Source organism: Bacteroides sp. DH3716P, assembly GCF_025914115.1.
Classification (GTDB): Bacteria; Bacteroidota; Bacteroidia; order Bacteroidales; family Bacteroidaceae; genus Bacteroides; species Bacteroides ovatus.
Window position 1 is genome coordinate 6,022,269 of sequence record NZ_CP083673.1, and the last position, 24,724, is coordinate 6,046,992.

At 42.2% G+C, this 24,724-nt stretch carries 15 protein-coding genes; 9 read left to right on the forward strand and 6 right to left on the reverse strand.

Annotation, left to right across the window (positions count from 1 at the left end):
- Positions 1 to 2 precede the first annotated feature (2 nt).
- The 4 genes from KQP79_RS23070 (at position 3) to KQP79_RS23085 (ending at position 5,314) form a co-directional block, all read left to right on the forward strand.
- Positions 3 to 1,880, forward strand: a complete 1,878-nt coding sequence (locus tag KQP79_RS23070; protein ID WP_008642302.1) for a DNA topoisomerase IV subunit B — start codon at positions 3 to 5, stop codon at positions 1,878 to 1,880.
- Positions 1,877 to 2,332 carry a pantetheine-phosphate adenylyltransferase gene (gene coaD / locus KQP79_RS23075; protein WP_004311084.1) on the forward strand — a complete coding sequence of 152 codons (456 nt, stop codon included), beginning with the start codon at positions 1,877 to 1,879 and terminating at the stop codon, positions 2,330 to 2,332. Before KQP79_RS23070 ends, coaD begins: the two co-directional genes overlap by 4 nt.
- A gap of 69 nt (positions 2,333 to 2,401) precedes the next feature.
- A complete protein-coding gene (locus KQP79_RS23080; protein WP_061448483.1) occupies positions 2,402 to 3,985 on the forward strand; it encodes a S41 family peptidase in 1,584 nt (527 codons plus the stop codon).
- Positions 3,986 to 4,675: 690 nt separating this feature from the next.
- Positions 4,676 to 5,314: an HU family DNA-binding protein gene (locus KQP79_RS23085; protein WP_061448484.1), complete on the forward strand. Its 639-nt coding sequence runs from the start codon at positions 4,676 to 4,678 to the stop codon at positions 5,312 to 5,314.
- A 170-nt stretch (positions 5,315 to 5,484) separates the two neighbouring features.
- Here the strand turns inward: KQP79_RS23085 and KQP79_RS23090 are convergent, their stop codons facing one another.
- The 5 genes from KQP79_RS23090 to KQP79_RS23110 form a co-directional block, all read right to left on the reverse strand.
- Positions 5,485 to 7,071, reverse strand: coding sequence for a glycoside hydrolase family 30 protein (locus KQP79_RS23090; RefSeq protein WP_061448485.1), 1,587 nt, complete (start codon positions 7,069 to 7,071; stop codon positions 5,485 to 5,487).
- Between the two features lie 89 nt (positions 7,072 to 7,160).
- Complete coding sequence (locus KQP79_RS23095; RefSeq protein WP_008646688.1) at positions 7,161 to 8,168, reverse strand: family 43 glycosylhydrolase; 1,008 nt, start codon at positions 8,166 to 8,168, stop codon at positions 7,161 to 7,163.
- 68 nt (positions 8,169 to 8,236) lie between these two features.
- On the reverse strand, positions 8,237 to 8,911 hold the full coding sequence (locus KQP79_RS23100; protein ID WP_008642297.1) for a DUF3823 domain-containing protein: 675 nt from the start codon (positions 8,909 to 8,911) through the stop codon (positions 8,237 to 8,239).
- A 13-nt stretch (positions 8,912 to 8,924) separates the two neighbouring features.
- Positions 8,925 to 10,775 (reverse strand): RagB/SusD family nutrient uptake outer membrane protein, encoded by a 1,851-nt coding sequence (locus KQP79_RS23105; RefSeq protein ID WP_061448487.1) that lies wholly within the window; start codon positions 10,773 to 10,775, stop codon positions 8,925 to 8,927.
- A gap of 14 nt (positions 10,776 to 10,789) precedes the next feature.
- Positions 10,790 to 13,921, reverse strand: a complete 3,132-nt coding sequence (locus KQP79_RS23110; RefSeq protein WP_008775264.1) for a SusC/RagA family TonB-linked outer membrane protein — start codon at positions 13,919 to 13,921, stop codon at positions 10,790 to 10,792.
- A gap of 190 nt (positions 13,922 to 14,111) precedes the next feature.
- Between KQP79_RS23110 and KQP79_RS23115 the strand changes: the two genes are divergently transcribed.
- Positions 14,112 to 18,230, forward strand: a complete 4,119-nt coding sequence (locus KQP79_RS23115; protein ID WP_264386570.1) for a hybrid sensor histidine kinase/response regulator transcription factor — start codon at positions 14,112 to 14,114, stop codon at positions 18,228 to 18,230.
- A gap of 334 nt (positions 18,231 to 18,564) precedes the next feature.
- On the opposite strand, the gene KQP79_RS23120 is transcribed toward KQP79_RS23115, so the two are convergent.
- Positions 18,565 to 19,527 carry a glycoside hydrolase family 18 protein gene (locus tag KQP79_RS23120; protein WP_061448488.1) on the reverse strand — a complete coding sequence of 321 codons (963 nt, stop codon included), beginning with the start codon at positions 19,525 to 19,527 and terminating at the stop codon, positions 18,565 to 18,567.
- A gap of 273 nt (positions 19,528 to 19,800) precedes the next feature.
- On the opposite strand from KQP79_RS23120, the gene KQP79_RS23125 reads away from it, so the two are divergent.
- From KQP79_RS23125 to KQP79_RS23140, 4 genes are all read left to right on the forward strand, one after another.
- Entirely contained in the window at positions 19,801 to 20,670 is an 870-nt protein-coding gene (locus KQP79_RS23125; protein WP_061448489.1) for a helix-turn-helix domain-containing protein, read from the forward strand.
- Positions 20,671 to 20,881: 211 nt separating this feature from the next.
- A complete protein-coding gene (locus tag KQP79_RS23130; protein ID WP_004298481.1) occupies positions 20,882 to 21,586 on the forward strand; it encodes a succinate dehydrogenase/fumarate reductase cytochrome b subunit in 705 nt (234 codons plus the stop codon).
- Positions 21,587 to 21,623: 37 nt separating this feature from the next.
- Positions 21,624 to 23,603 (forward strand): fumarate reductase/succinate dehydrogenase flavoprotein subunit, encoded by a 1,980-nt coding sequence (locus tag KQP79_RS23135; RefSeq protein WP_004298483.1) that lies wholly within the window; start codon positions 21,624 to 21,626, stop codon positions 23,601 to 23,603.
- A gap of 36 nt (positions 23,604 to 23,639) precedes the next feature.
- Positions 23,640 to 24,395 carry a succinate dehydrogenase/fumarate reductase iron-sulfur subunit gene (locus tag KQP79_RS23140; protein ID WP_004298485.1) on the forward strand — a complete coding sequence of 252 codons (756 nt, stop codon included), beginning with the start codon at positions 23,640 to 23,642 and terminating at the stop codon, positions 24,393 to 24,395.
- The last annotated feature ends 329 nt before the right edge of the window (positions 24,396 to 24,724 follow it).

A 24,724-nucleotide genomic window follows, 5' to 3' on the forward strand; every position in this document is an offset into this window, starting at 1 on the left:
CTATGGAAGAGAACGAATTGATACCTGTAGACAACAACAATGCAGTAGAGTACACTGACGACAACATCCGTCACCTAAGTGACATGGAACATGTACGCACACGCCCCGGTATGTATATCGGAAGGCTGGGCGACGGTGCACATGCCGAAGACGGAATCTATGTCCTCCTGAAAGAAGTAATTGACAACAGTATTGACGAGTTCAAAATGCAAGCCGGTAAGAAAATCGAGATTACCGTTGAAGAAAACCTCCGTGTCAGCGTACGTGACTACGGACGAGGCATCCCGCAGGGAAAACTCATCGAAGCCGTCAGCATGCTGAACACCGGTGGTAAGTACGACAGCAAGGCGTTTAAGAAAAGTGTCGGACTAAACGGTGTCGGTGTGAAAGCCGTCAATGCCTTGAGCTCCCGTTTTGAGGTACGCAGTTACCGCGACGGCAAAGTACGTATCGCCACTTTCTCAAAAGGAAACCTGCTAACCGACGAAACGCAGAATACCGAAGAGGAAAACGGAACTTACATCTTCTTCGAACCGGATAATACATTATTCCTGAATTACAGTTTCAAGCCTGAATTTATTGAGACAATGCTACGTAACTACACGTACCTCAATACCGGGCTTGCCATTATCTATAACGGACACCGTATCCTGTCGCGTAATGGTCTGGTAGACCTTTTGAACGACAATATGACGGCAACGGGACTTTACCCGATCATCCACCTGAAAGGGGAAGACATCGAAATCGCCTTCACGCATACCGGACAATACGGAGAAGAATATTACTCCTTCGTCAACGGTCAGCATACCACCCAAGGAGGTACGCATCAGAGTGCTTTCAAGGAACACATCGCCCGTACTATCAAGGAGTTCTTCAACAAGAATATGGACTATACCGACATTCGTAACGGACTGGTTGCCGCCATTGCCGTCAATGTGGAAGAGCCTATCTTTGAGAGTCAGACGAAAACGAAGCTGGGTTCTACCAATATGGTTCCCGGCGGAGTGACAGTCAATAAATATGTAGGCGACTTTATCAAACAGGAAGTGGACAACTTCTTGCACAAGAATGCAGATGTAGCCGAAGCGATACAACAAAAGATCCAAGAATCCGAGAAAGAGCGTAAAGCCATTGCAGGTGTAACCAAACTTGCCCGTGAACGTGCAAAAAAGGCAAACCTGCACAACCGCAAATTGCGCGACTGCCGTATTCACCTCAACGACCCGAAAGGAAAAGGACTGGAAGAAGACTCCTGCATCTTTATCACCGAGGGGGACTCTGCAAGTGGTTCCATCACCAAAAGCCGTGATGTGAACACGCAAGCAGTGTTCAGTCTACGTGGTAAACCACTGAATTCTTTCGGGTTAACCAAGAAAGTGGTCTACGAGAACGAAGAATTTAATCTGCTTCAGGCAGCCCTGAATATAGAAGATGGCTTGGACGGACTACGCTACAACAAAGTCATCGTAGCAACCGATGCCGATGTGGACGGTATGCATATCCGACTGCTGCTAATTACTTTCTTCCTGCAATTCTTCCCTGACCTTATAAAAAAAGGCCACGTATATATTCTGCAAACGCCTTTGTTCCGTGTACGCAATAAGAAAAAAACAATCTATTGTTATAGTGAAGAAGAGCGTGTCAATGCAATTAACGAACTAAGCCCGAATCCGGAGATCACGCGATTTAAAGGTTTAGGAGAGATTTCACCGGACGAATTCAAGCATTTCATCGGTAAAGACATGCGCCTGGAGCAAGTTTCTTTGCGAAAGACAGACGCAGTGAAAGAACTACTTGAATTCTACATGGGTAAAAATACCATGGAACGACAGAACTTTATTATAGATAATCTGGTTATAGAAGAAGATTTGGCATCATGAGAAAAGCAATATTCCCGGGTACTTTTGACCCCTTCACCATCGGACATTATTCGGTAGTGGAACGTGCACTCACCTTTATGGACGAAATCGTGATAGGAATCGGTATCAATGAGAACAAGAATACATACTTTCCCATTGAGAAAAGAGAGGAAATGATTCGGGAACTTTACAAGGATGAGCCTCGTATAAAAGTGATGTCCTACGACTGTCTGACCATTGATTTTGCGCAGGAAGTAGGGGCCAGGTTTATTGTCCGCGGTATCCGTACAGTGAAAGATTTCGAGTATGAAGAAACGATTGCGGACATCAACCGCAAACTGGCAGGCATTGAAACGATCCTGCTCTTCACAGAACCGGAACTGACTTGCGTCAGCTCAACGATTGTACGCGAATTATTGACTTATAATAAAGATATCAGCCAGTTTATTCCCAAAGGAATGAGGATAAGTTGAGAGTTGAGAAGGATGCAGGCGTATCTGTGCCCGGTTGTTAATACTCGGCTATTAATATAAAGTAAGATTATGAATAAGATTAAAATATACGTCCTTTTGGCTTGCCTGTGGGCAGTATCAGCCTTACAGGCCCAAAATTTCGGTTCTGAAGCCATGCGCAAGCTACAAATGGCAGAGTTCGCAATCTCCCATTTCTATGTAGACAAAGTAGATGAAGACAAGTTGGTGGAAGAAGCCATCATCAAGATGCTGGCACAACTCGACCCGCACTCTACCTACTCGGACGCAGAAGAAGTGAAGAAAATGAACGAACCTCTTCAAGGTAACTTCGAAGGTATTGGAGTTCAGTTTCAGATGATTGAAGATACCCTGTTAGTAGTGCAACCCGTCAGCAACGGACCTTCCGAAAAAGTCGGCATCCTTGCCGGTGACCGTATTGTTGCGGTCAATGACAGCGCCATTGCCGGAGTAAAAATGAGTACGGAAGATATTATGAAGCGTCTTCGTGGTCCGAAAGGTTCTAAAGTCAACCTGACTATCGTTCGTCGTGGCGTACAAGATCCTTTATTGTTCACAGTGAAAAGAGATAAAATACCTATCCTTAGCCTCGATGCTTCTTACATGATTCAGCCTAAAACAGGTTATATCCGCATCAACCGCTTCGGAGCAACCACTGCCGAAGAATTCAAGAAAGCAATGACAAGCCTTCAGAAACAAGGTATGAAGGACCTGATTCTCGACCTGCAAGGAAACGGAGGAGGTTACCTGAATGCAGCCATCGACCTTGCCAACGAATTCCTGGGGCAAAAAGAATTGATTGTCTACACGGAAGGACGGACTGCCAAACGCAGTGATTTCTACGCCAAAGGAAACGGAGATTTCCGTAATGGACGTCTTATCATCCTAGTAGATGAATATACGGCTTCCGCCAGCGAAATTGTCAGCGGTGCAGTGCAGGATTGGGATAGAGGAATTATCGTAGGACGCCGTTCTTTCGGCAAAGGATTGGTGCAACGTCCTATCGACCTGCCGGACGGCTCCATGATTCGTTTGACTATTGCGCGCTATTATACTCCATCGGGACGTTCCATCCAGAAACCGTACGACAGTACTGTCGATTACAACAAGGACCTGATAGAACGTTTCAACCACGGTGAACTGATGAATGCTGACAGTATTCACTTCCCGGATTCACTGAAAGTACAAACTAAGAAGCTAGGACGTACCGTTTATGGCGGAGGGGGTATCATGCCGGACTATTTCGTACCTATTGACACTACTCTTTATACGGATTATCACCGTAATCTGGTAGCTAAAGGAGCTGTGATTAAATTCACCATGCAGTTTATCGAAGGGCACCGGAAGGAGTTGAAAAACAAATACAAGAAATTCGAATCGTTTGATGAGAAGTTCGTCGTTGATGATGATATGCTCGCCACTTTAAAAGAAATAGGAGAGAAAGAAGGAGTGAAATTTAATGAAGAACAATATCAGAAGTCGCTCCCTCTCATCAAAACACAGCTTAAAGCACTGATAGCCCGTGACCTTTGGGATATGAACGAATATTTCCGGGTAATGAATACCACCAATGAGAGTATACAAAAGGCGCTGGAGATACTGAATTCGGATGAGTATCAGAAGAAGCTGAAATAAGGTATTCAGTAAACAATCATAAGACACCATTTTTCAGTTTGGTGGACATATATACTCACTATAGTGAAAAAATATCTATCATAAGTATCATTCATTTTGATAGTTTACTCATTATCAAAGAAATAAGTATGATAGATAGCTTTTAAAAAAGGTATCTATCATACTTTTACCAGCAAAAACAGGTTATCTATCATCTACAAAATAGCCGAATAAAGGCCCTATATGCATAAGATAGCTTGTTTTTGTTGAATAGTTTAATTCTCCCCTGCCCTATATCTATCAGATAGAACAAGGCGTATAAATACCTCAAACAAGCAGAGATAGTTTGCTTTTCTCCCTGATATAGTTTATCTTTGTTACCGATATAGTTCATTCTTCATGACCGTGGCGAATTCCTACCACGGCCGTGGAAAGATACTACCACAGCCATGAAGAGATCTCTCCACGGCCGTGGGAAACTAATGATAAAGGCACCGGAAGACAACTATCCCTATGCCTTAGTCTAAGAATAAAGGCAGGATAACTTATAAAAGCCGCTTGATAACAAACAAACAACAGCTATATAACACCCTCCCCCCTAAGTCCGAAGATGATCGATTAGCTTCGCAACAACAAAAAACAATGTCCTTATAGGCTTGCAACGGTTAATTAAAGGTACGTAGTAATGTATAAGGCGAAAACAAATAAATAATGGCAATACAATTTGAATTGTACAAGACTCCCCATCCCAAGGATGAGGAAGACAAAGAAGTGTATCACGCACGTGTAGTCAACTTCCAACACATTGACACAGACTATTTGGCAAAAGAAATCCAGATAGCAACTTCTCTAACTGAAGGGGATGTAAAGTCTGTTCTCGAATCCCTAAGTCATTTTATGGGAGATCGTCTTCGGGAAGGACAAAGCGTCCATCTGGATGGCATCGGTTATTTCCAGATAAAGCTGAATAGTCAAGAACCTATCACTTCGCCCAAACTAAAAGCGAATCAGATAAAACTCAAAGCCAATATCAGCTTTAAAGCGGATGCCAAACTAAAAAGGTCAGTCAGTGTTGTTCATGTGGAGCGAAGTAAACTGAAACCCCATTCGGCTGTCCTTTCAAATGACGAGATAGACAAATTGCTGACAAACTACTTCAAGAGCAACCCTGTATTAACCCGTCGCGACTTTCAAGGATTGTGCGGCTTTGCCCCTACCACTGCCGCACGGCAAATCAAACGGCTAAAAGAGGAGGAGAAGAAGTTGAAGAATATCAATACTTATTATAATCCGATTTATGTGCCGATGCCGGGATATTATGGCAAGGCGGAGATAAAGACAGATGAATAAAAGGAAATCAGAAAAAATAAAAAGGGAAATTCAGTTGTCGCAGATTTTGCAACAACTGAATTTCCCTCTATTTTCGTCTAACTTGTGCAAAAATTACACAAATTAATTACTATCTTAATTAGCAATGGGCAGGCGTACAAATATACTACTCAAAAATATGAGACAGTTTTTTATTTGCCCTGAAGCGTTATAATAGAACGCGCCGGAATCTGAACTGTTTTTCCACTTTTCACTGTCCTCACCGGAAGCAAATTTTCCCCTTCTTTATCCGAAGTACGATAAATCTGCCATTGCGTATTTCCTACTTTTCCTTTATGAATAGAAAACTCTTTTTCTTCATTGGCATAATTAATAACTACCATCACATACGTTCCGTCTACATTCTTATAAGCAGAACACATCAATCCTTGCTGGTCGGTGTCGCCATCAGGAATCAAAGCGCCCGTTTGATCGAAAGCCGAAACGGACAACCGGACTGCCCCCGGACGAATAAAACGACTATAATTACCTAAAGCCCACATCAGTTTGGAGTCTTCCACTCTGCCATTCAGGAAGTTATCGTCCGTAGTATATTCGCGAATCAATCCATCTTTGTAATCACCGCCAATGGCACGCCACCATTGCCAACTTTTTGCTCCCGCATATACAATATCGTGATGAATAATACGTGCTACATAAAGTGCCGTTTTCATGGTACGGTCGAAACCACCTCCGCCACCGATCTCTTCATCATTGCCCATAATACAAGTTTCCGTCTGCCAGAAGTCAACATTGTATTTATCTAGTGTATCCCGTAGTTGAAGACGGATATTGCGCAGATCGCTTAAAGGTGTATTTGTCCAATAGCTATGCCCGAGCATCAGACGAGGAACATTCGGAGTATCTCCCAAATACGTATCCACACTATCCGGGCAGAAGAAAGCCTGAATCTGATACCCCCGTTGCCAATCCGTTTCGTGAGTGCGGAACATACAACGATAATCGGAAGACTCATTGACCAGAATCTGTGTATCCATGTCCCGGTCTACAAACTCTTTGCTCAACACACGAACCGTGCGGGCTACTTCCCTATTCGTTGCCGGACAGCCTTCCTGCTTCGGACCGACCCAGTTCCAGTGTCCGTCCGGTTCATTGAAAGGACAGATATAGTTGAACTTGACGCCATCGTGTTGTTCTACTCCCTGCACTACATCTGCCAGAAAACGAGCGTACTTTTCATAACAATCCGGTTTCAGGTTCGCCGTACCTCCACGTCCGGTGTTGGTAGCCAATCCGTTCTGTGTGAAATATACAGGAGGCGAATTCAGGAAAGCCAGAAATTTGTTGACTCCCCTTTCTTTTGCCAGTTTCAGGAAGTTGCGTTGCCCCTGTTGCTTGTTCCAGTCGTATGTTCCGTCGGGATTCAGGAAACATTCGGCACGCATCCAGGGAGAAGCAATCTGACTGTTCTCTCCTTGCTCCGTACTACCTGCTCCGACATTGAAACGCCAGAGTGACAGGCCGATACCTTTCGGTTGTCCGTTGGCGTCATTCTCCGTGCTGAACAGCCAGTCGGCTATTTGGTTTTGTTTCTCCTGTGGCCAAAGCCCGATGAATTGCATACTCCAGGCATCGGAAGCACTGAAGTATGCCATCGTCTGACAGGGTTGGTCTGTTTCTATCTGATAACGTATTTCGGGGGCAGGTTGGGAACATCCACCTGCCACACTGGCTATTGAGAAGAAGCCTAAAGCGGCTAAAATCTTTTTACCTTTCATCCTATTCATCTAAAATCTTTAATTATTCAAATCACACAATACAGTTCTAAAAACATACAAACAATCTATTGAAATCCGAAAAGATATAACTAACGGGTGGGTATTACTTGTTTAATGCTCCCATCTTCATTAAATTCCATACGATCTATGCATACTTCACGATGAACACCGGGATCACTCTTCAGATAATTCTTATTAATGCGATGATAAACAATATACCACTTATCAGTACCGGGAACCTGCAATATGGAATTATGAGCAGGGCCATATATTTCCTTCTCCGGGTTTTGAATCAATACGACAGGGCTCTTAGCTACTTTAATCGGCCCCAAGGGTGATGTCGAAGTGCCATAAGCTACATGATAATTAGGAGAACCAGTATCGTCTACCGACCACATGAAATAGTAAAGCCCGTTACGATAAAACACATAAGCAGCCTCACGATACGCATAATCCTGTAGCGTTCCTCCTTCGGGAGTCATCACTGTGATAGTCTCTTTCTTAATTGAAATCATATCATCATTAAGCTCTGCACCTGCCATATAACCGTTTCCCCAATACAAATATGACTTCCCCGAAGCTGGATCGGTGAACACGTCCACATCAATCTGTTGCCCGTGTCCTGTAGGCGAATCCGTTATAATAGGATGTCCCAAGTCAACAAACGGTCCGGCAGGCGAATCACTTGTAGCCACTCCGATCTGCTTTCCTCCTCCTGTCTTAGGATTTCCACTGTAATAAAAGAAATATTTATATTGATCTCCTACTAACTTTTCCTCTATACATGGCGCCCACGCATTACCATCCGCCCAAGGCACTTGATCTGACTTTAAATCCAGCATGACTCCTTCATCCTTCCAATTCTTCAAGTCGACGGACGAAAAAACAGTAAAATACCAACCACCCCATCCAGGCTGACCGTCTGTAGTAGAATAAATGTAGTATTTCTTTGTCTTATTAGAATACAAGATTTCAGGATCGGCATGAAAACCCGGCAAGACAGGATTCCCTGATTGTGCGAAAGCAGGAAATGTCACCGCTAACAGCAGGCCGAACGCAATTAGAGTTTGTTTAATCGTTACTATCATTATTTTCATTCATTAGATAAAGGGGGAAATATCAGGTTGCGATACTTCCCCCTCAAGTATTATATTCTTGATACTATTTATTTCAATGCTACCTTAATAGACTGACTATAGCAATATTCTGATGATTTGTCCGATTTGACTCCCACACGGGCGTAAAGATACGATTCGTTTACCAAACCACTCGGGATTTCAATTTCAGCTGTGTTTTCCTGATCGAGTGAAACAGCATTACCCAACTTCAACTCTGCTTCTTTCTGCTTCTCATCCGTCAGGATGCCTGTCCCTAGATAGATACCTACATTTTCCATATTGGCATTGGCAACCACCTTGTTAATGGTGAAACGTGCTGTAATCTTGTTACCGTTTTTGGCAAAAGACACGTTTCTGACAAAGAAATACGGCGTCACAGGAATATCCTGCACAGTGTTTCCTTTTACGCTAATATAGATCGTATCATTAGAAGGTCTTTCCCAAGGTGCATTACCCATACGCACCAATTTGTAATCACCATTGAAAAGCGATACGGAATAACTTCCATCTTGGGCAATATACACCGGAATAGAACCTTTCAGAGCATAACCATCCTGAAACAAAGCAAATTCGGAACTTCCGCTTCTAACCCCTACTGCCTCACCATCATAAATAGCTTTTCCGGTTAATGTGGCTTTAGGTTCCTCAAAGTTGTCGTAGCTGCAACTGCTTACTGCCAACAAACAACATATCATAATAAAGAAAGGTATAATCTTTTTCATAATCTCTTATTTTTTATTGGAATGGATTCTTAACAATCGTCGGATTGTTATTAATTACATCATCAGCAATGAATGAATAATAGTTGGACTGCTGGAAGGTTCTTGCCACCTTGAAACGTTCGGATCTGGTCTTTACGAAAATGTACTTGTCCTGATCCTGTGTTCCCGGTTTTGCCCCTGCAATACGATAAGGATATAAACCATATACGATAGCTTTATCATTATCAATATTTCCGTTCCAGGTAATATCAGCTATTCTCCATCGTTTCATATCAAAATAACGGTGATCTTCGAAAGCCAGTTCCACACGACGTTCGTTCTGAATCTTTTCTATTGTCAGGCTTGTCAAGCTGTTGGCCGGGAAACCGGCACGCTGACGCAAGCGGTTGATGTAGGGTAAAGCTGTCGGCTCGTCATTCAATTCGAAAGCAGCTTCGGCGGCATTCAAATAGATTTCACCCAAACGGAACCAAGGCCACCAGTTTTCAGCGTAGTTACGGAGAGTGTAACCGGAAGCCTCACTGATAAACTTACGGATATAGAATCCGGTGTTGCTCACATTAGGACTGTTGGTTTGAGGTCCGTCCTGACCGACAAAAGTTTTATTATCTTCATAAAAACTTCCCAATTTCGGGTCTGTCAGCAAGTCATAAGAACCGGTCTTATCGTTCCAAACTGCTACTCCTGCCTGAATATCCACATCTTGATTTCTGAACTTGGAACCCGGATAGATAATCGTACCATACAAACGTGCATCTTTATTGGCAAAAATATCGCTTGGAGTGTCATATACTACATAATCATCACCATTCTTATAATGTAACGTTCCCGGAGTTCCATCCAGATAATCGAAAGCCTCTACCAATCCTAGTGACGGGCCGATGCAAGAAGAGTTGTCGTTATCCTCTCTTAAATGATGAACTACATTATCATAACCGAAGCTATGCACCTTCAGAGGATTCTTATAATCTTTCACCCAAATTGCTTCCTTATTCAGGGTCTTGTCCATAAGCATCTTGTAGAAGTTCACCCCTTTATCTGACTCCTTCTCATAAAGTTCATATCCACCTTTTGTGATAATCTCTTGCGAAGCTGTCAATGATTTGCGATAGTAATCATCTGCCATATCGGACGGAATACCCACTTCTCCACCGGAAGTCACAATATTAGGAGTTTTCAGCGCGTTGTACTTAGCGATAGAACCGGCATACAACATAGCGCGACTTTCCAACGCTAACGCTGTGTAATAGTTGGCACGAGTCTGACTGCCTTTATTACCCAATTGCGACTTAATCGCTTCACATTCACTATATACAAAATCATATATTTCGTGTTCCTTTGCACGCGGATTGCGTAAATAAGAAGGATCTCCGCTAAAGTCATACTCCAAAGTCGTTGTAATCAATGGTACACCACCCATACGTCTTACAAGCTCAAAATAAACGTAGGCGCGGATAAAACGGAACTCCGCTTTGAACTGAAGTTTCTCATCTGCCGAAATATCGGTTCCATACTTATCGACATTCTCAATAGACATATTGATGTCACGTATCAGTCCGTAATCCCACCAGCGTCCGTAATCGTTTCCATAACGCAGCTCGTTACGATAATTCTGGTCCAATGTACCACAATACATCGCATCGTCTGTTTCACACATACCACCGGTGTTAAAATCACCGTGCAACTGCGGAATACGATTATAAAGATTGGCCAACTGCGATTTAATCATGTTCGGATCATTCCATACCAACTCATTAGTAAGAATGTTTTTGGGTTCTCTTTCGAACCAACTGTCACCACAACTCGACAACATGGAAGTGATGGCAGCTCCCATCAGAAGTATTTTTATAGATTTGCTTTTCATGATCACTTTCGTTTTTAGTATGTAATATTAAATCCAAGTAGGAATGTACGTTGTTGCGGATATACCACTGCAGCTGCGGCGGTAATTTCAGGATCGACTCCAAACTTACCCACATTGTCGAACGAACACAAGTTAGAAACATTCGCATAAACACGTACCTTCTGTGCACGGATCGGTCTCAACAGTTGAGCCGGCAGGCTGTAACCCACTTCCAGGTTCTTGATACGCAGATAGCGTACGTTGTGCAACCAAAAGTCACTATTCTTATTGTTATAGCTGAATTCACCTTTACGGATGGCCGGATAACGTCCCGGTATCCATTCACTATCCGGATCATACAAGTCGGCACGATGCCAACGGTCTTCCAACAAATAAACCGGAGAGTTTCCGTTGCCATGATATGCATTGGCCAACTCATAGTTCTGTCTCCATCCTTGCATAGCACCACCGGAAAGGTCGATATTCAAGTCAATGCCCTTCCACTGCAAACCAATATTACCACCAAATGACATGATAGGTGCCCAGCCTTCAGGATAACCGATGGGGCGCTCATCCATACCATTGATGATGCCATCACCATTCACATCTTTATAGATAAAGTCACCGGGAAGCAGGGTGCGGTTATTATTTCCATCCAGGTTTACCGGATAATTACGAATTTCTTCTTCCGACTGGAATTGTCCGATAACCTGATACCCCCAATAAATACCTCCCCAACGGCCTTCTGCAGAATTGCGATATTCATCCCAGGAGTTATTAAAACGCGGTTTGTAAGTCTCAATACTTTTGTAACGTGAGAAAGTAAAGTTACCGCTTACAGTATAGTTCAAATCACCGATATGGTCGGTCCATGTAACCATACCCTCCGCACCGATATAAGCTTGTTTGTTCAAATTTTCGTTAGGTAACGAATAGCCTACTTCGCTCGGAAGCAATACATCATAGCGAGCAGCCGGCACACCGGTAATATCCTTACGGAAAGCATCGGCTGTGATCTTCAAACGATTATTGAACATAGTCAAATCAAAACCGATATTCGATGTCGTATTCTTAGTCCAGGACAAATTTGTAATAGGCAATCCTCTTTGATTCAGTCCGGTAACCAGTTCACCATCCAATACAGCGTTACCATTATTCCAGGTATAACCACTCAAGTAATCGAACAACTTTACATCTTTTTCTGTACCTGTCTGACCGATAGAAGCACGAATCTTTAAATCATCTACAACTGGTCTCAACTTTTCAAAGAATTTCTCTTCCGAGATTCTCCAACCGATAGATACACCCGGGAAGAATCCCCAACGATTATTCGCTGCATAAAGATAAGAACCATCATAACGAGCCAGTAATTCGACCAGATATTTATGAGCAAAATCGTAATTGATACGGCCAATCCATCCGGCACGTGCCTCGTAGCTCCATTCATCACCGAAACTGTTAAGTTCATCGAACTGCAATAGCGGCAAATAGTCGGTAGAAGGTTCTGTGCCATAAGTCTTCTTAGTCCAATCGTAATCGGAGGCTTCATAACCCAAAACAGCCGAAATATTGTGATTCTTAATCTGTTTGGCATAATTCAATTGTAACTGCATATAACGCGCAGGAACGCTACGATCAATTTGACTTCTCCAACGTCCTACTGCAGGAGTTCCATTATAAGTATCTTTCTCTTTATCGTAGGTATAAATCTGATAAGCATATTGATAACCGTCAAAACGACTGTTAGTATAATTGTACGAGAAAGTAGCCTTTGCAGTCAAACCAAATGAGAAATCATACTGCGCATAAGCATTGATATTGGCATTACGAGTCAGATTATCTTTATAGCCGGCAATATCACGGCTAAAAGCTGCCGGATTGTAACCATTCTCATGTACATTATTGATATACTCCGGATTATCATTAGCATAAGGACTTTCAATCGGTTGCATTTTGAACATAGACAAAATAGCCGAATAATATCCATCACCGCCAGGCAAACCTACATCTTCGGTCTTTTCGTATTTACCGCTGATCTGTGCACCGATCGTAAAACGGTCTGTAATCTTTGTATCAATATTCAACTGAAGGTTAGTACGTTCATATTTGAAGTCACGCATCATAGCATCCTGTCCGGTATGAGCAACAGAAAGGTAGTAGTTAGTCTTTTCAGAGCCACCCGTCACATTAGCATTGATGTGATACTGCGGCACATTTTTTCTCATCACCATATCATAATAGTCATAACTCTTATATCCCGGTTCCGTACCAGCTTCCCATTTCGCCAGTTCTTCGGGGCTATATAGCTTGCTTGGATCTTCGCCTCTGTTCTGCGCTGCTTCAGCCAGCCCTCTTACATATTGTCCCGCATTTGCCAATTTCGGGAAACGGGTCAGGTTTTGCCAGCCATAATATCCATTTACATTGATACTTACCTTATCATTCTTTTTACCTTTCTTGGTAGTTACCAAAACCACACCATTTGATGCACGCAAACCGTAAATAGCAGCAGAAGCATCCTTCAAGACTGTGATACTTTCAATATCTTCAATGTTTAGAGCATTAAAGACATCACTACCGGAAACATCCGATGCCTGCAACCAGTCACGACTATTCATACCTCCATAAGGAATACCATCAATTACAAACAGCGGACTACCCATATTACGAATTTCGAGATTAATTCCCCTACCCGGACGCGCATCCACAGCACGTGTAGACACACCTGCTATTTTACCGGACAACGCTCCGGCAGTAGTAGTAGAAACAGAACGTGTCAACGCATCAGACTTGACATCACTGATTGCTCCGGTCAAACTTTTCTTGGTTTGTGTACCATAACCTACCACTACAACTTCATCCAAAGTTTCGGTATCTTCTTCAAGAACAATCTGAAGACGTGCCTTTTCGCCAATCTTCACTTCTTTTGTCTTATAACCAATAAACGAGACTGCCAGTGTTCCATTCTTATCATCTACATTGATTGTAAAATTACCATCGATGTCTGTAATTGTCCCATTAGAAGTTCCCTTTACAGTTACATTGGCACCAATGATATCCTCTCCCCTTACATCAGCTACATGTCCTGTAACTTGTGTTTGTGCAAATGCAACAGCAGACAGAAACAGCTGTATGACACATATGCATAAGATTCTTAAATACCTCATAAATTAGAATTTAAAGATTAAACATTTTTTGTTGTTTTTTCGAACACAAATATACGTCATTGATATAGACTGAATAAACAAAAATCATGCAGAAGAGCTACACAAATCATGCAATGAACGATTTACATACTCTAAATAAAATATTTATTCCTATTTTTGGATTTGTAATTGAAACAAATAAGCACGAGTTATGAAAAAACACATTGCTTCTATTCTATTTTTATTCTTGTTATCAACTTTTCAGTTGATAGCCCAGTCTCATTCCGTAAAAAGATTGGGGATAGAGCAAGGATTATCAAATAATTATGTAGTCAGCATTACACAAGATAAACAAGGGTTCTTATGGTTTGCCACAGAAGAAGGACTTAATAAGTTTGACGGTACCCGCTTTACTACTTACTATAAAAATGATTTGACACAGGACAATCAGGGAATCACCGGCAACGAGCTTAACCGGGTGTATGCTGACACGAAACGTCCCATTATTTGGATAGCCACTCAACGAGACGGACTAAATGCATATAATTATAATGAGCAAACATTTACCGCTTATCAGCATAACCCGAAGAATCCACATAGTTTGATTACGAATGACGTAACAGACATTTCTCCTTCCACTCAACATGATGATGGTTTATGGATTAGTACCTATTATAGAGGTATAGAATATCTTGATATCACCAGCGGACAATTCACTCATTATAATAAAAATACAGTTCCCGGTCTACCCTGTGAGCAAACATGGACAGTATTGGACGGAGGTGATGGGAATTTGTATATCGGACATGTCGGAAGCGGGTTCAGTATTCTTTCTCTTAAAGATAAAAGTGTAAAAAACTTCCGGAACGAAGCCGGAAACCCAATGAGTTTACCCGGTAATGATGTGTTTTGTATTATAAAAGATACGAACGGAAATATCTGGTTAGGTACAAATAAAGGATTGGCCCTATATAATGCTGCTAATGAAAACTTCATTACGTTCAAAAAAAACAAGAATGACAAGTATGACACTTTATGCAGTCGTATATTATCTATCCGCCAACTAAAAGATAATAAGCTTTGGATTGCCTCCGAGCTGAATGGCATTGCTATATTGAACCTAAAACAAAGTATGTTTCTCTCACCAGAGGAGATTTCTCTTGAATACATACAGGAAGGTGACGATAGCCGAAGCCTCTCTAACGCAAGTGCCCGATGCATATTTCAGGATTCTTTTGATAACATTTGGATAGGAACATGGGGAGGAGGAATCAATTTTATCAGTAGTAAATCACCTTTGTTCACCACATTGAGCTATTCTCCTATTCCAAACAATGAGAACAGTCTGAACAACAAAGTAGCCAGCAGCCTCTGTATGGACAGACAAGGGCGGGTTTGGATCGGAACAGACGGCGGAGGAATCAATGTATTTGAAGGAGAGAAACGTACCGCCATCTATAAAAAAGAGAGTGGAGATATTCCTTCTAATTTTATATTAGCCTCTTTGCAGGATTCAAAAGGCAATTTATGGTTTGGATCCTATGAAGGGGGAATCAGCCATTATGATAGCCGGAATAAAAAATTCCGTTCCATCTCTCTTATGGGACAATCTAATCTGGATGTCCGTACGATCTATGAAGATGCCCAACACAACATTTGGGTAGGATACAGTGGAGGAATTGTTGTATTGAACCCTCTTACAATGGAGATTATCCGACATTACAATACAGAAAACAGCGAACTGCAAAGTGACTTTATACGCTCCATAGCTCAAGATGAGAAAGGGCGTTTCTGGATTGGGACTTTCGGAGACGGACTTGGGATATACACCCCGGACTTACAGAAAATCAAAACGTTCACTCAAAGGGATGGTTTCTGTTCCAATACTATCAACCAGATCATACAAGATAAACAAAAAAGAATGTGGATAGGAACAGGAGAGGGATTGGTTTGTTTCCTGTCTACCGATGAACTGAATTATAAGACTTATCAACGGAAAGACGGCTTGATCAATACGAATATCTGCGCTATAGCAGAAGACAAAAAAGGAAATATCTGGTTTAGTAACAACAAAGGGATCAGCTGTTATGTTACAAGCAAAGACTGTTTTTACAACTATGGTCACTCTGATGATGTACCGGCGGGAAGTTTCTCAAGCAGTTGTGTAACACAAAACAAGAACGGATGGATTTATTTCGGTTCTATCAATGGAGTATGCTGCTTCAATCCCGATATCACCATGAACGAACAACCAGCTCCGGCAGCAGTTATCACAGAAATGAAAATACTCGGACGATTGAGCAACCTGGAAAATAATGACATGATTATCAATTTATCCAAAGGACAGAATGTAGAACTAAGTCATGCGCAAAATAGCTTTGGACTTACATTTAACGTACAAAACTACTCACTAGTCAACCAAGTGGAATATGTTTATATGCTGAAAGGGCTTGAAAACTCATGGTACACCGTCAATGAGAACAACAGCGTCACTTTCCGAAACATTCCTCCGGGAAAATATGAATTCCTCATCAAAGCAAGGGTACATAATCAGGAATGGCCGGAAGAAGCTACTTCACTTACCATCCGTGTCAATCCCCCTCTTTGGCTGACATGGTGGGCAAAGCTTATCTATATTTTGGCATCTATCAGCATCATTTATCTTATCCTGCATGCATATAAAAAGAAGCTGGATTTGGAAAGCCTCTATACGCTGGAAAAGAAAAACCATGAGCAAGAACAGGAATTAAACCAGGAACGTTTGCGGTTCTATACTAATATTACCCATGAGCTGCGTACGCTGTTGACCTTAATCCTCGGTCCTTTGGAAGATATGCAAAAAGAGACCTCACTTCCGGCAAAACAAGCCCAGAAGTTATCTGTCATTCATCAGAGTGCACTACGGCTGCTCAACTTGATTAATCAAATACTGGAATTCCGGAAGACAGAGACACAAAACAAGAAATTGTGTGTCAGCAAAGGCAATATCGCTCCTCTGATCTATGAGATAGGGCTTAAATACAAAGAACTAAATCAAAAGACCAAGATTGATTTCCAAATTCAGATAGAGAAAGAAGAAATGCTCCTTTTCTTTGATAAGGAAATCATTACCATCGTTTTGGACAACCTGATTTCCAACGCGATCAAATATACGGAACAGGGACGCGTCACTCTAAGTTTGTATCAGACAATGCGCAATGAGGTTGCTTATACAGAGATAAAAGTCAGTGACACGGGATATGGAATTTCTGCTGAAGCCCTGCCACATATTTTTGACCGTTATTATCAGGAAAGCGGCAAGCATCAGGCATCCGGAACAGGCATTGGCTTGGCCCTAGTGAAGAATCTGGTCACCCTGCATGAAGGAGAAATCCGGGCAGAAAGCATACAAAACGAAGGAAGTACTTTCTATATCAGCCTATTGACGGATAATATCTATCCCAATGCTTTACACGCAGATTCTACAGAACCGATTCAAGAAGATACGAATCAGGAAACAAGCCTTGAATATCCACAAGAAACCACACTGGATACCGGCAAACCGATCCTGTTGATTGTAGAAGACAATGAAGAGATACAGAAATATATCGCCGAGTCCTTTGCCGATTCGTTCGAAGTACTCACCGCCTACAATGGAGAAGAAGGGAAGCAACAAGCTCTTAGCCGCATCCCGGATATTGTAGTCAGCGATATTATGATGCCTGTCATGGACGGTATCACTCTCTGCCGGCAATTGAAAGAGGACGTACGGACCAGTCATATCCCTGTCATCTTATTGACAGCCAAGGATTCTCTGCAAGACAAAGAAGAAGGATACGAGGTAGGAGCCGATTCTTATCTGACAAAGCCTTTCAGTGCTTCTCTGCTGCGTAGCCGTATCAATAATCTGCTGGAATCAAGAAAGAAACTGATAGCTCAATTCCAGACACAATCCGTTCCGGGCAATCAGGCAGATTTAAAAGAAAAACGTATCGTAATCGCCGAAGCTCTAAGCAAGCTGGATAATGAATTTATTGAAAAAATCACCCTTTTAATCGAAGAAAACCTCTCTTCGGAGAAGATTGATATTACCTATCTTTCAGACAAGATGTGTATGAGCGGTTCCACCCTCTACCGGAAAATGAAAGCACTGACAGGATTATCGACCAACGAATATATCCGGAAAGTGAAAATGCAGAATGCAGAACGTTTATTGCTTGAAGGGAAGTTCAACATCTCTGAAATCGCCTATAAAGTAGGAATGAACAGTACGGGGTATTTCCGTCAATGCTTTAAAGAGGAATTTGGCGTCTCGCCTTCGGATTACCTGAAGCAGATCATACAATCATAAAAAGGGAGAGAGCCATTTACATTTAATACGTTTTGAAAAACGAATTAAGCTCCTACCGAAAAAGAAGAGGGTAAAGTCATAATGCCTAAATTAAAAGGAAAGAGTCCGGTGCTAATACCGAACTCTTTATTTATTTTGTTAATTTATAAACCTCCAACTTTTGGAGGCCACTTCAAACGATGCGGCAGGAGTATTTCTCTAAAGAAAAGCGTTTTAACACATTCTTTATAAACCTGATTTATAATAAGGGAGAGGGGGGAATCTATTAAAACAGAGCCTGTTAAACAGCATCTACAAAAAGAAAACATTACAAGCAGCAGTCGTGCGAACTAAGTCATTCCCTCAATTCTTCAGTCATTGTTTTTAGTAATGACCTGCTGTCACTTAACGGCAAATCCGTAGCTAAATCCCAACTCATCATACCTTTCAGCTTCTGTTCCTTTGCATAACGGGTTTTGATACGAATGTTATCCTGACCGTCAAACACATAAGTATCTCCCTGATAGATCACTTCATTCTGTGCAGGACTCGTAACCAATCCATTCTGTACAAAATTGAAATAAGCCTCTGTCTTCTTTGAATTATCTTTGGTCACCCCATAAAAAGGAACTCCTGCCACCAGTTTTTCCTTCGGAATGCCATACTCCAATACCATCTGTATATCCGAACAATATTTCTCTATCGGAAAGCGAACCGGTGAAGGACCATAGCACTGAAGTGAAATAAAATCAACTGCTTCAATAGCTTCCTTACTAATCTTATAACAAACAGGATGCAGAGATACACTGAAAAGATACTTGTCTCCCAACACTTCACGCATCTTCAGGATAGCCAAACTATAATCTTTATATTCTTTCTCATTTTCCGCCCACTCAAAATCAAGATCAATGCCATCCAGTTTATTCTTTTCCAGTACAGTCTTTATGTTCTTTGCAAACGTCGTACGAGCGGCCTCATCGGCCACCATCGCTTTCCATTCGCCACTGGAAGCTCCCAAACGTATTTTCACTTTTGTACCTTTTACTTTTGCACGAACCGATTTAATCAAACCTTCCCAAGTGGTCACCCCTTTTCCCTGAAATGCACGTGGATTCTCAAATGACAATGATCCGTCTTTATTAGGATGAACATTCAAGAAAATAAGGTCGTCACTTGCCCGCAAGCTTTCTGTAGAGATACGACCACGATTGTAAAAATTACCCCGCACATAAGAACTGACCATATAGTCTTGCTGTGCAAACAATGATAATCCAACAAACAAAAAAAAGAAGAATACAATTTTTCTTAGCATTAGCATAATGATTGATAATTAAAACGTTTAGATTGCAAAAATACGCATATCAAAGGGAAACAGATGTTCAAAAACAACTATAATACTTCCAAAAATCAACATAAAGTTTTCTATTCAGAAATTTACAACAGATAAATATTGAATTCTCTAACATCATCCAAAGGGATAAGAATAATATTTGCAGGTTTCTACTAAAACATAAATAAAAGAAAGAGTTCCATTTTCCGCAAAAAAAGCCTATCTTTGTTCCGTTAAGATAATAAATCATGCATAAAACTCATGCCAGGAGATTCATTTTGCATACAATATACCAACTGTACGGGATGTCCAAAAAATGTTGAGAATATCCTTGTATATAGAAACTTACCTAAAGGAGAGCATATCCCCAAGGATAAGTGTACGCAGAATTGTATGCTTTTTATGATAAAGGGCGAATTACTTATCAATAGCGAAGAGCATCCCGGAATAACGTTACGCGAGAGACAAATTATTTTGCAAGCTATTGGCTCCAAGGTCGAAATACTGGCACTGACAGATGTTGAATACGTTGTCTACTGGTTCAACGAACTGCCTTTGCTCTGCGAAGACCGATATAAGGAAATGATGGAACAGGCGGAAGCTCCTTTGACCTACACTCCACTGATTATGAGCGAAAGGCTTTACCACCTTGTCACCAGTATGCCCGAATTCCTCGCTGAAGAAAACCCTTGCAGCAAGTATATCGACTTAAAATGCAAAGAACTGGTTTTCTTGATTACCAACTTCTATCCGCTGCCCCAACTGGGTTCATTCTTCTATCCGATCAGCACTTATACGGAAAGTTTCCACTATTTCGTCATGCAGAATTACAGCAACGTGAAGAACGTGGAAGAATTTGCGCATCTGGGAGGATATACAACCACTACTTTCCGCCGACTTTTCAAAAACCTCTATGGTGTGCCCGTATACGAATGGATACTGGAAAAGAAACGGGAAGGAATCCTGGAAGACCTACAGCACACCAAAATGCGAATCACTGAAATCTGTAACAGATACGGATTCGACTCCCTGTCGCATTTCGCCCACTTTTGTAAAGACTCTTTCGGAGATACCCCACGCGCTTTACGCAAGAAAGCAGCCGGCGGTGAGAAAATCGGGAAAGTACAATAAACAGCCTCATCCTACTAATGTGCCAATCAGTTGCACCATGCGTACATACTGGCTGGCATATTGACACATTGGCGCATTGATCCATTATTAAAGAATTATTTCTTTAATTCCTTGCTCAATCAATCTATTTCCCCTATTTTTGCAGTCCGTAAGAGGTGTAAAACGTCGAAATTTTAGTTCTAACAATTAAATAATTTAAATTCAATCATTTATGTGGTTAAGTAATTCATCTGTAGGAAGGAAAGTGGTGATGAGCGTTACCGGTATCGCCCTTGTCCTGTTTCTAACATTTCACATGGCGATGAACTTGGTTGCAATCATCTCGGCTGATGGTTACAACATGATTTGTGAGTTCCTGGGAGCAAACTGGTATGCGTTAGTGGCTACCGCAGGACTAGCCGCTCTTTTTGTGATTCACATCATCTACGCATTCTGGCTGACAATGCAGAATCGCAAAGCGCGTGGTAGCGAACGCTATGCAGTGGTTGACAAACCAAAAACTGTAGAATGGGCATCTCAAAACATGTTGGTGCTGGGTCTGATCGTTATCGTAGGTCTTGGTTTGCACCTCTTCAACTTCTGGGCAAAAATGCAGTTGCCGGAACTGATGCACAACATGGGCATGCACGCTGATACACTGACGCTGGCTTATGCCGCTAACGGTGCTTATCACATCCAGCAGACTTTCTCTAGCCCGGTTTACGTAGTTCTTTACCTCGTTTGGCTGTTTGCTTTGTGGTTCCACCTGACTCACGGTTTCTGGAGCTCTATGCAATCACTGGGATGGAACAACAAAGTATGGATCAATCGTTGGAAATGTATTTCTAACATCTATTCTACGATTGTTGTACTCGGTTTCGCACTGGTAGTAGTGGTATTCTTCGTGAAAACACTGATTTGTGGCGGTGCTTGCTAAATAGTAAATTGTAAATGATTAAATTGTAAATAATATTATGATCAAGATAGATTCAAAAATTCCAGAAGGCCCGGTGGCTGAGAAATGGACCAACTATAAAGCTCACCAGAAATTGGTGAACCCCGCTAATAAACGTCGTTTGGACATCATCGTTGTGGGTACGGGTCTGGCAGGTGCTTCTGCCGCTGCTTCACTTGGTGAAATGGGTTTCAGAGTATTCAATTTCTGTATTCAGGATTCTCCCCGTCGTGCACACTCTATCGCTGCACAGGGTGGTATCAATGCTGCAAAGAATTATCAAAATGATGGTGACTCCGTTTACCGTCTGTTCTACGATACTGTAAAAGGTGGCGACTATCGTGCCCGTGAAGCAAACGTATATCGTTTGGCTGAAGTGTCTAACGCTATCATTGACCAATGTGTAGCGCAAGGTGTTCCTTTCGCTCGCGAATATGGCGGTACACTAGATAACCGTTCTTTCGGTGGCGCACAGGTATCCCGTACTTTCTACGCTAAAGGCCAGACTGGTCAGCAGTTGCTGCTGGGTGCTTACTCTGCATTGAGCCGTCAGGTAAACGTAGGTACTGTTAAACTGTATACCCGCTACGAAATGCAGGATGTTGTCATCGTTGACGGACGTGCCCGCGGTATCATCGCAAAAAATCTTGTAACAGGCGAATTGGAACGTTTCGCCGCTCACGCTGTAGTAATCGCTACTGGTGGTTATGGTAACGCTTACTTCCTGTCTACTAACGCTATGGGTTGTAACTGTACAGCTGCTATCTCTTGCTACCGCAAGGGTGCTGTATTCGCAAATCCTGCATACGTTCAGATTCACCCGACTTGTATTCCGGTACATGGTGACAAGCAGTCTAAGCTGACTTTGATGTCTGAATCTCTCCGTAACGACGGTCGTATCTGGGTTCCGAAGAAGAAAGAAGATGCTGTAAAACTCCAGAAAGGCGAAATCAAAGGAAGTGATATTCCGGAAGAAGACCGCGACTATTATTTGGAACGCCGCTATCCGGCATTCGGTAACCTGGTTCCGCGTGACGTTGCCAGCCGTGCCGCTAAAGAACGTTGCGACGCTGGTTTCGGTGTAAACAACACAGGTTTGGCCGTATTCCTCGACTTCTCTGAAGCTATCAACCGTTTGGGTATCGACGTTGTTCTTCAACGTTATGGTAACCTCTTCGATATGTACGAAGAAATCACTGACGTTAATCCGGGCGAACTGGCTAAAGAAATCAGTGGTGTGAAATATTATAACCCGATGATGATTTATCCGGCTATCCACTATACAATGGGTGGTATCTGGGTAGACTACGAACTGCAAACCACTATCAAGGGTCTGTTCGCTATCGGTGAATGTAACTTCTCCGACCATGGTGCAAACCGCCTCGGTGCTTCTGCATTGATGCAAGGTTTAGCTGACGGTTACTTCGTATTGCCTTACACTATCCAGAACTATCTGGCAGACCAGATCACTGTTCCTCGTTTCTCTACCGATCTTCCTGAATTTGCTGAAGCTGAAAAAGCAGTTCAAGCTAAGATTGACAAGTTCATGAGCATCCAGGGTAAAGAATCTGTTGATTCTATCCACAAGAAACTGGGTCATGTCATGTGGGAATATGTAGGTATGGGACGTACGGCAGAAGGCCTGAAGAAAGGTATCGCCGAACTGAAAGAAATCCGCAAGGAATTCGAAACGAACTTGTTTATCCCCGGTTCTAAGGAAGGTATGAACGTAGAGCTTGACAAAGCAATCCGTCTGTACGACTTCATCACTATGGGTGAGCTTGTTGCTTACGACGCATTGAACCGTAACGAAAGTTGTGGTGGTCACTTCCGTGAAGAATACCAGACTGAAGAAGGAGAAGCAAAACGTGATGACGAAAACTTCTTCTATGTAGCATGCTGGGAATATCAAGGTGACGATGAAAAGGCTCCGGTATTGCACAAAGAACCGCTGGTATACGAAGCTATCAAAGTTCAGACTCGTAACTACAAGAGCTAATCGGTGAAGTTAAACATTTAAAAGAATTAGAAGAAAATGGATAAAAATATATCATTTACACTGAAGGTATGGCGCCAAGCTGGTCCGAAAGCTAAAGGTGCTTTTGAAACCTACCAAATGAAAGATATCCCCGGTGATACTTCCTTCCTCGAAATGCTGGATATTCTGAACGAACAGCTCATCAGCGAAAGAAAAGAACCGGTAGTATTCGATCATGACTGCCGCGAAGGTATCTGCGGTATGTGTTCTCTTTACATCAACGGACACCCGCACGGTCCTGCAACAGGTGCTACTACTTGCCAAATCTATATGCGTCGTTTCAACGACGGTGACACCATCACTGTTGAACCTTGGCGTTCGGCTGGTTTCCCTGTCATCAAAGACTTGATGGTAGACCGTACTGCATACGACAAGATTATGCAAGCTGGTGGTTATGTAAGCGTACGCACAGGTGCTCCGCAGGATGCTAACGCTATCCTGATCGCGAAACCGATCGCTGACGAAGCTATGGATGCTGCTTCTTGTATCGGTTGCGGTGCTTGTGTAGCTGCATGTAAGAATGGTTCTGCTATGTTGTTCGTTTCTGCAAAAGTCAGCCAGTTGAACTTGCTGCCGCAAGGTAAACCGGAAGCTTTGCGTCGGGCAAAAGCTATGTTGTCAAAGATGGACGAACTGGGATTCGGTAACTGTACAAACACTCGTGCTTGTGAAGCTGAATGTCCGAAGAATATTTCTATCAGCAACATCGCTCGCTTGAACCGCGACTTCATCATCGCAAAATTAAAAGACTAGAAACTGCTAGATTTCAATAGCGAGAGCTTAATTTGATTAATGACAGAATCCCCTGCCGGCTAGTCCGACAGGGGATTTCTTTATGTATGAGTAGATCACAATTATTATTAATACGGATCAGTAACATGAACTTTTAATTCATAAGTTTCACCGATTTCACCTTATAGCCAGAACTGTTATGAATGAGAGAATTACGGGTGAAAGCGAGGATTGAAATAAGGTAAAATCATTCGTTACCGCTGTAAGCGTCTCCGCGATTCTATCTTGTCGCCCTTTTTTCATTCTTATATTTTTGCGATGTATAAAAATGAAGCATTATGGATTTAGCA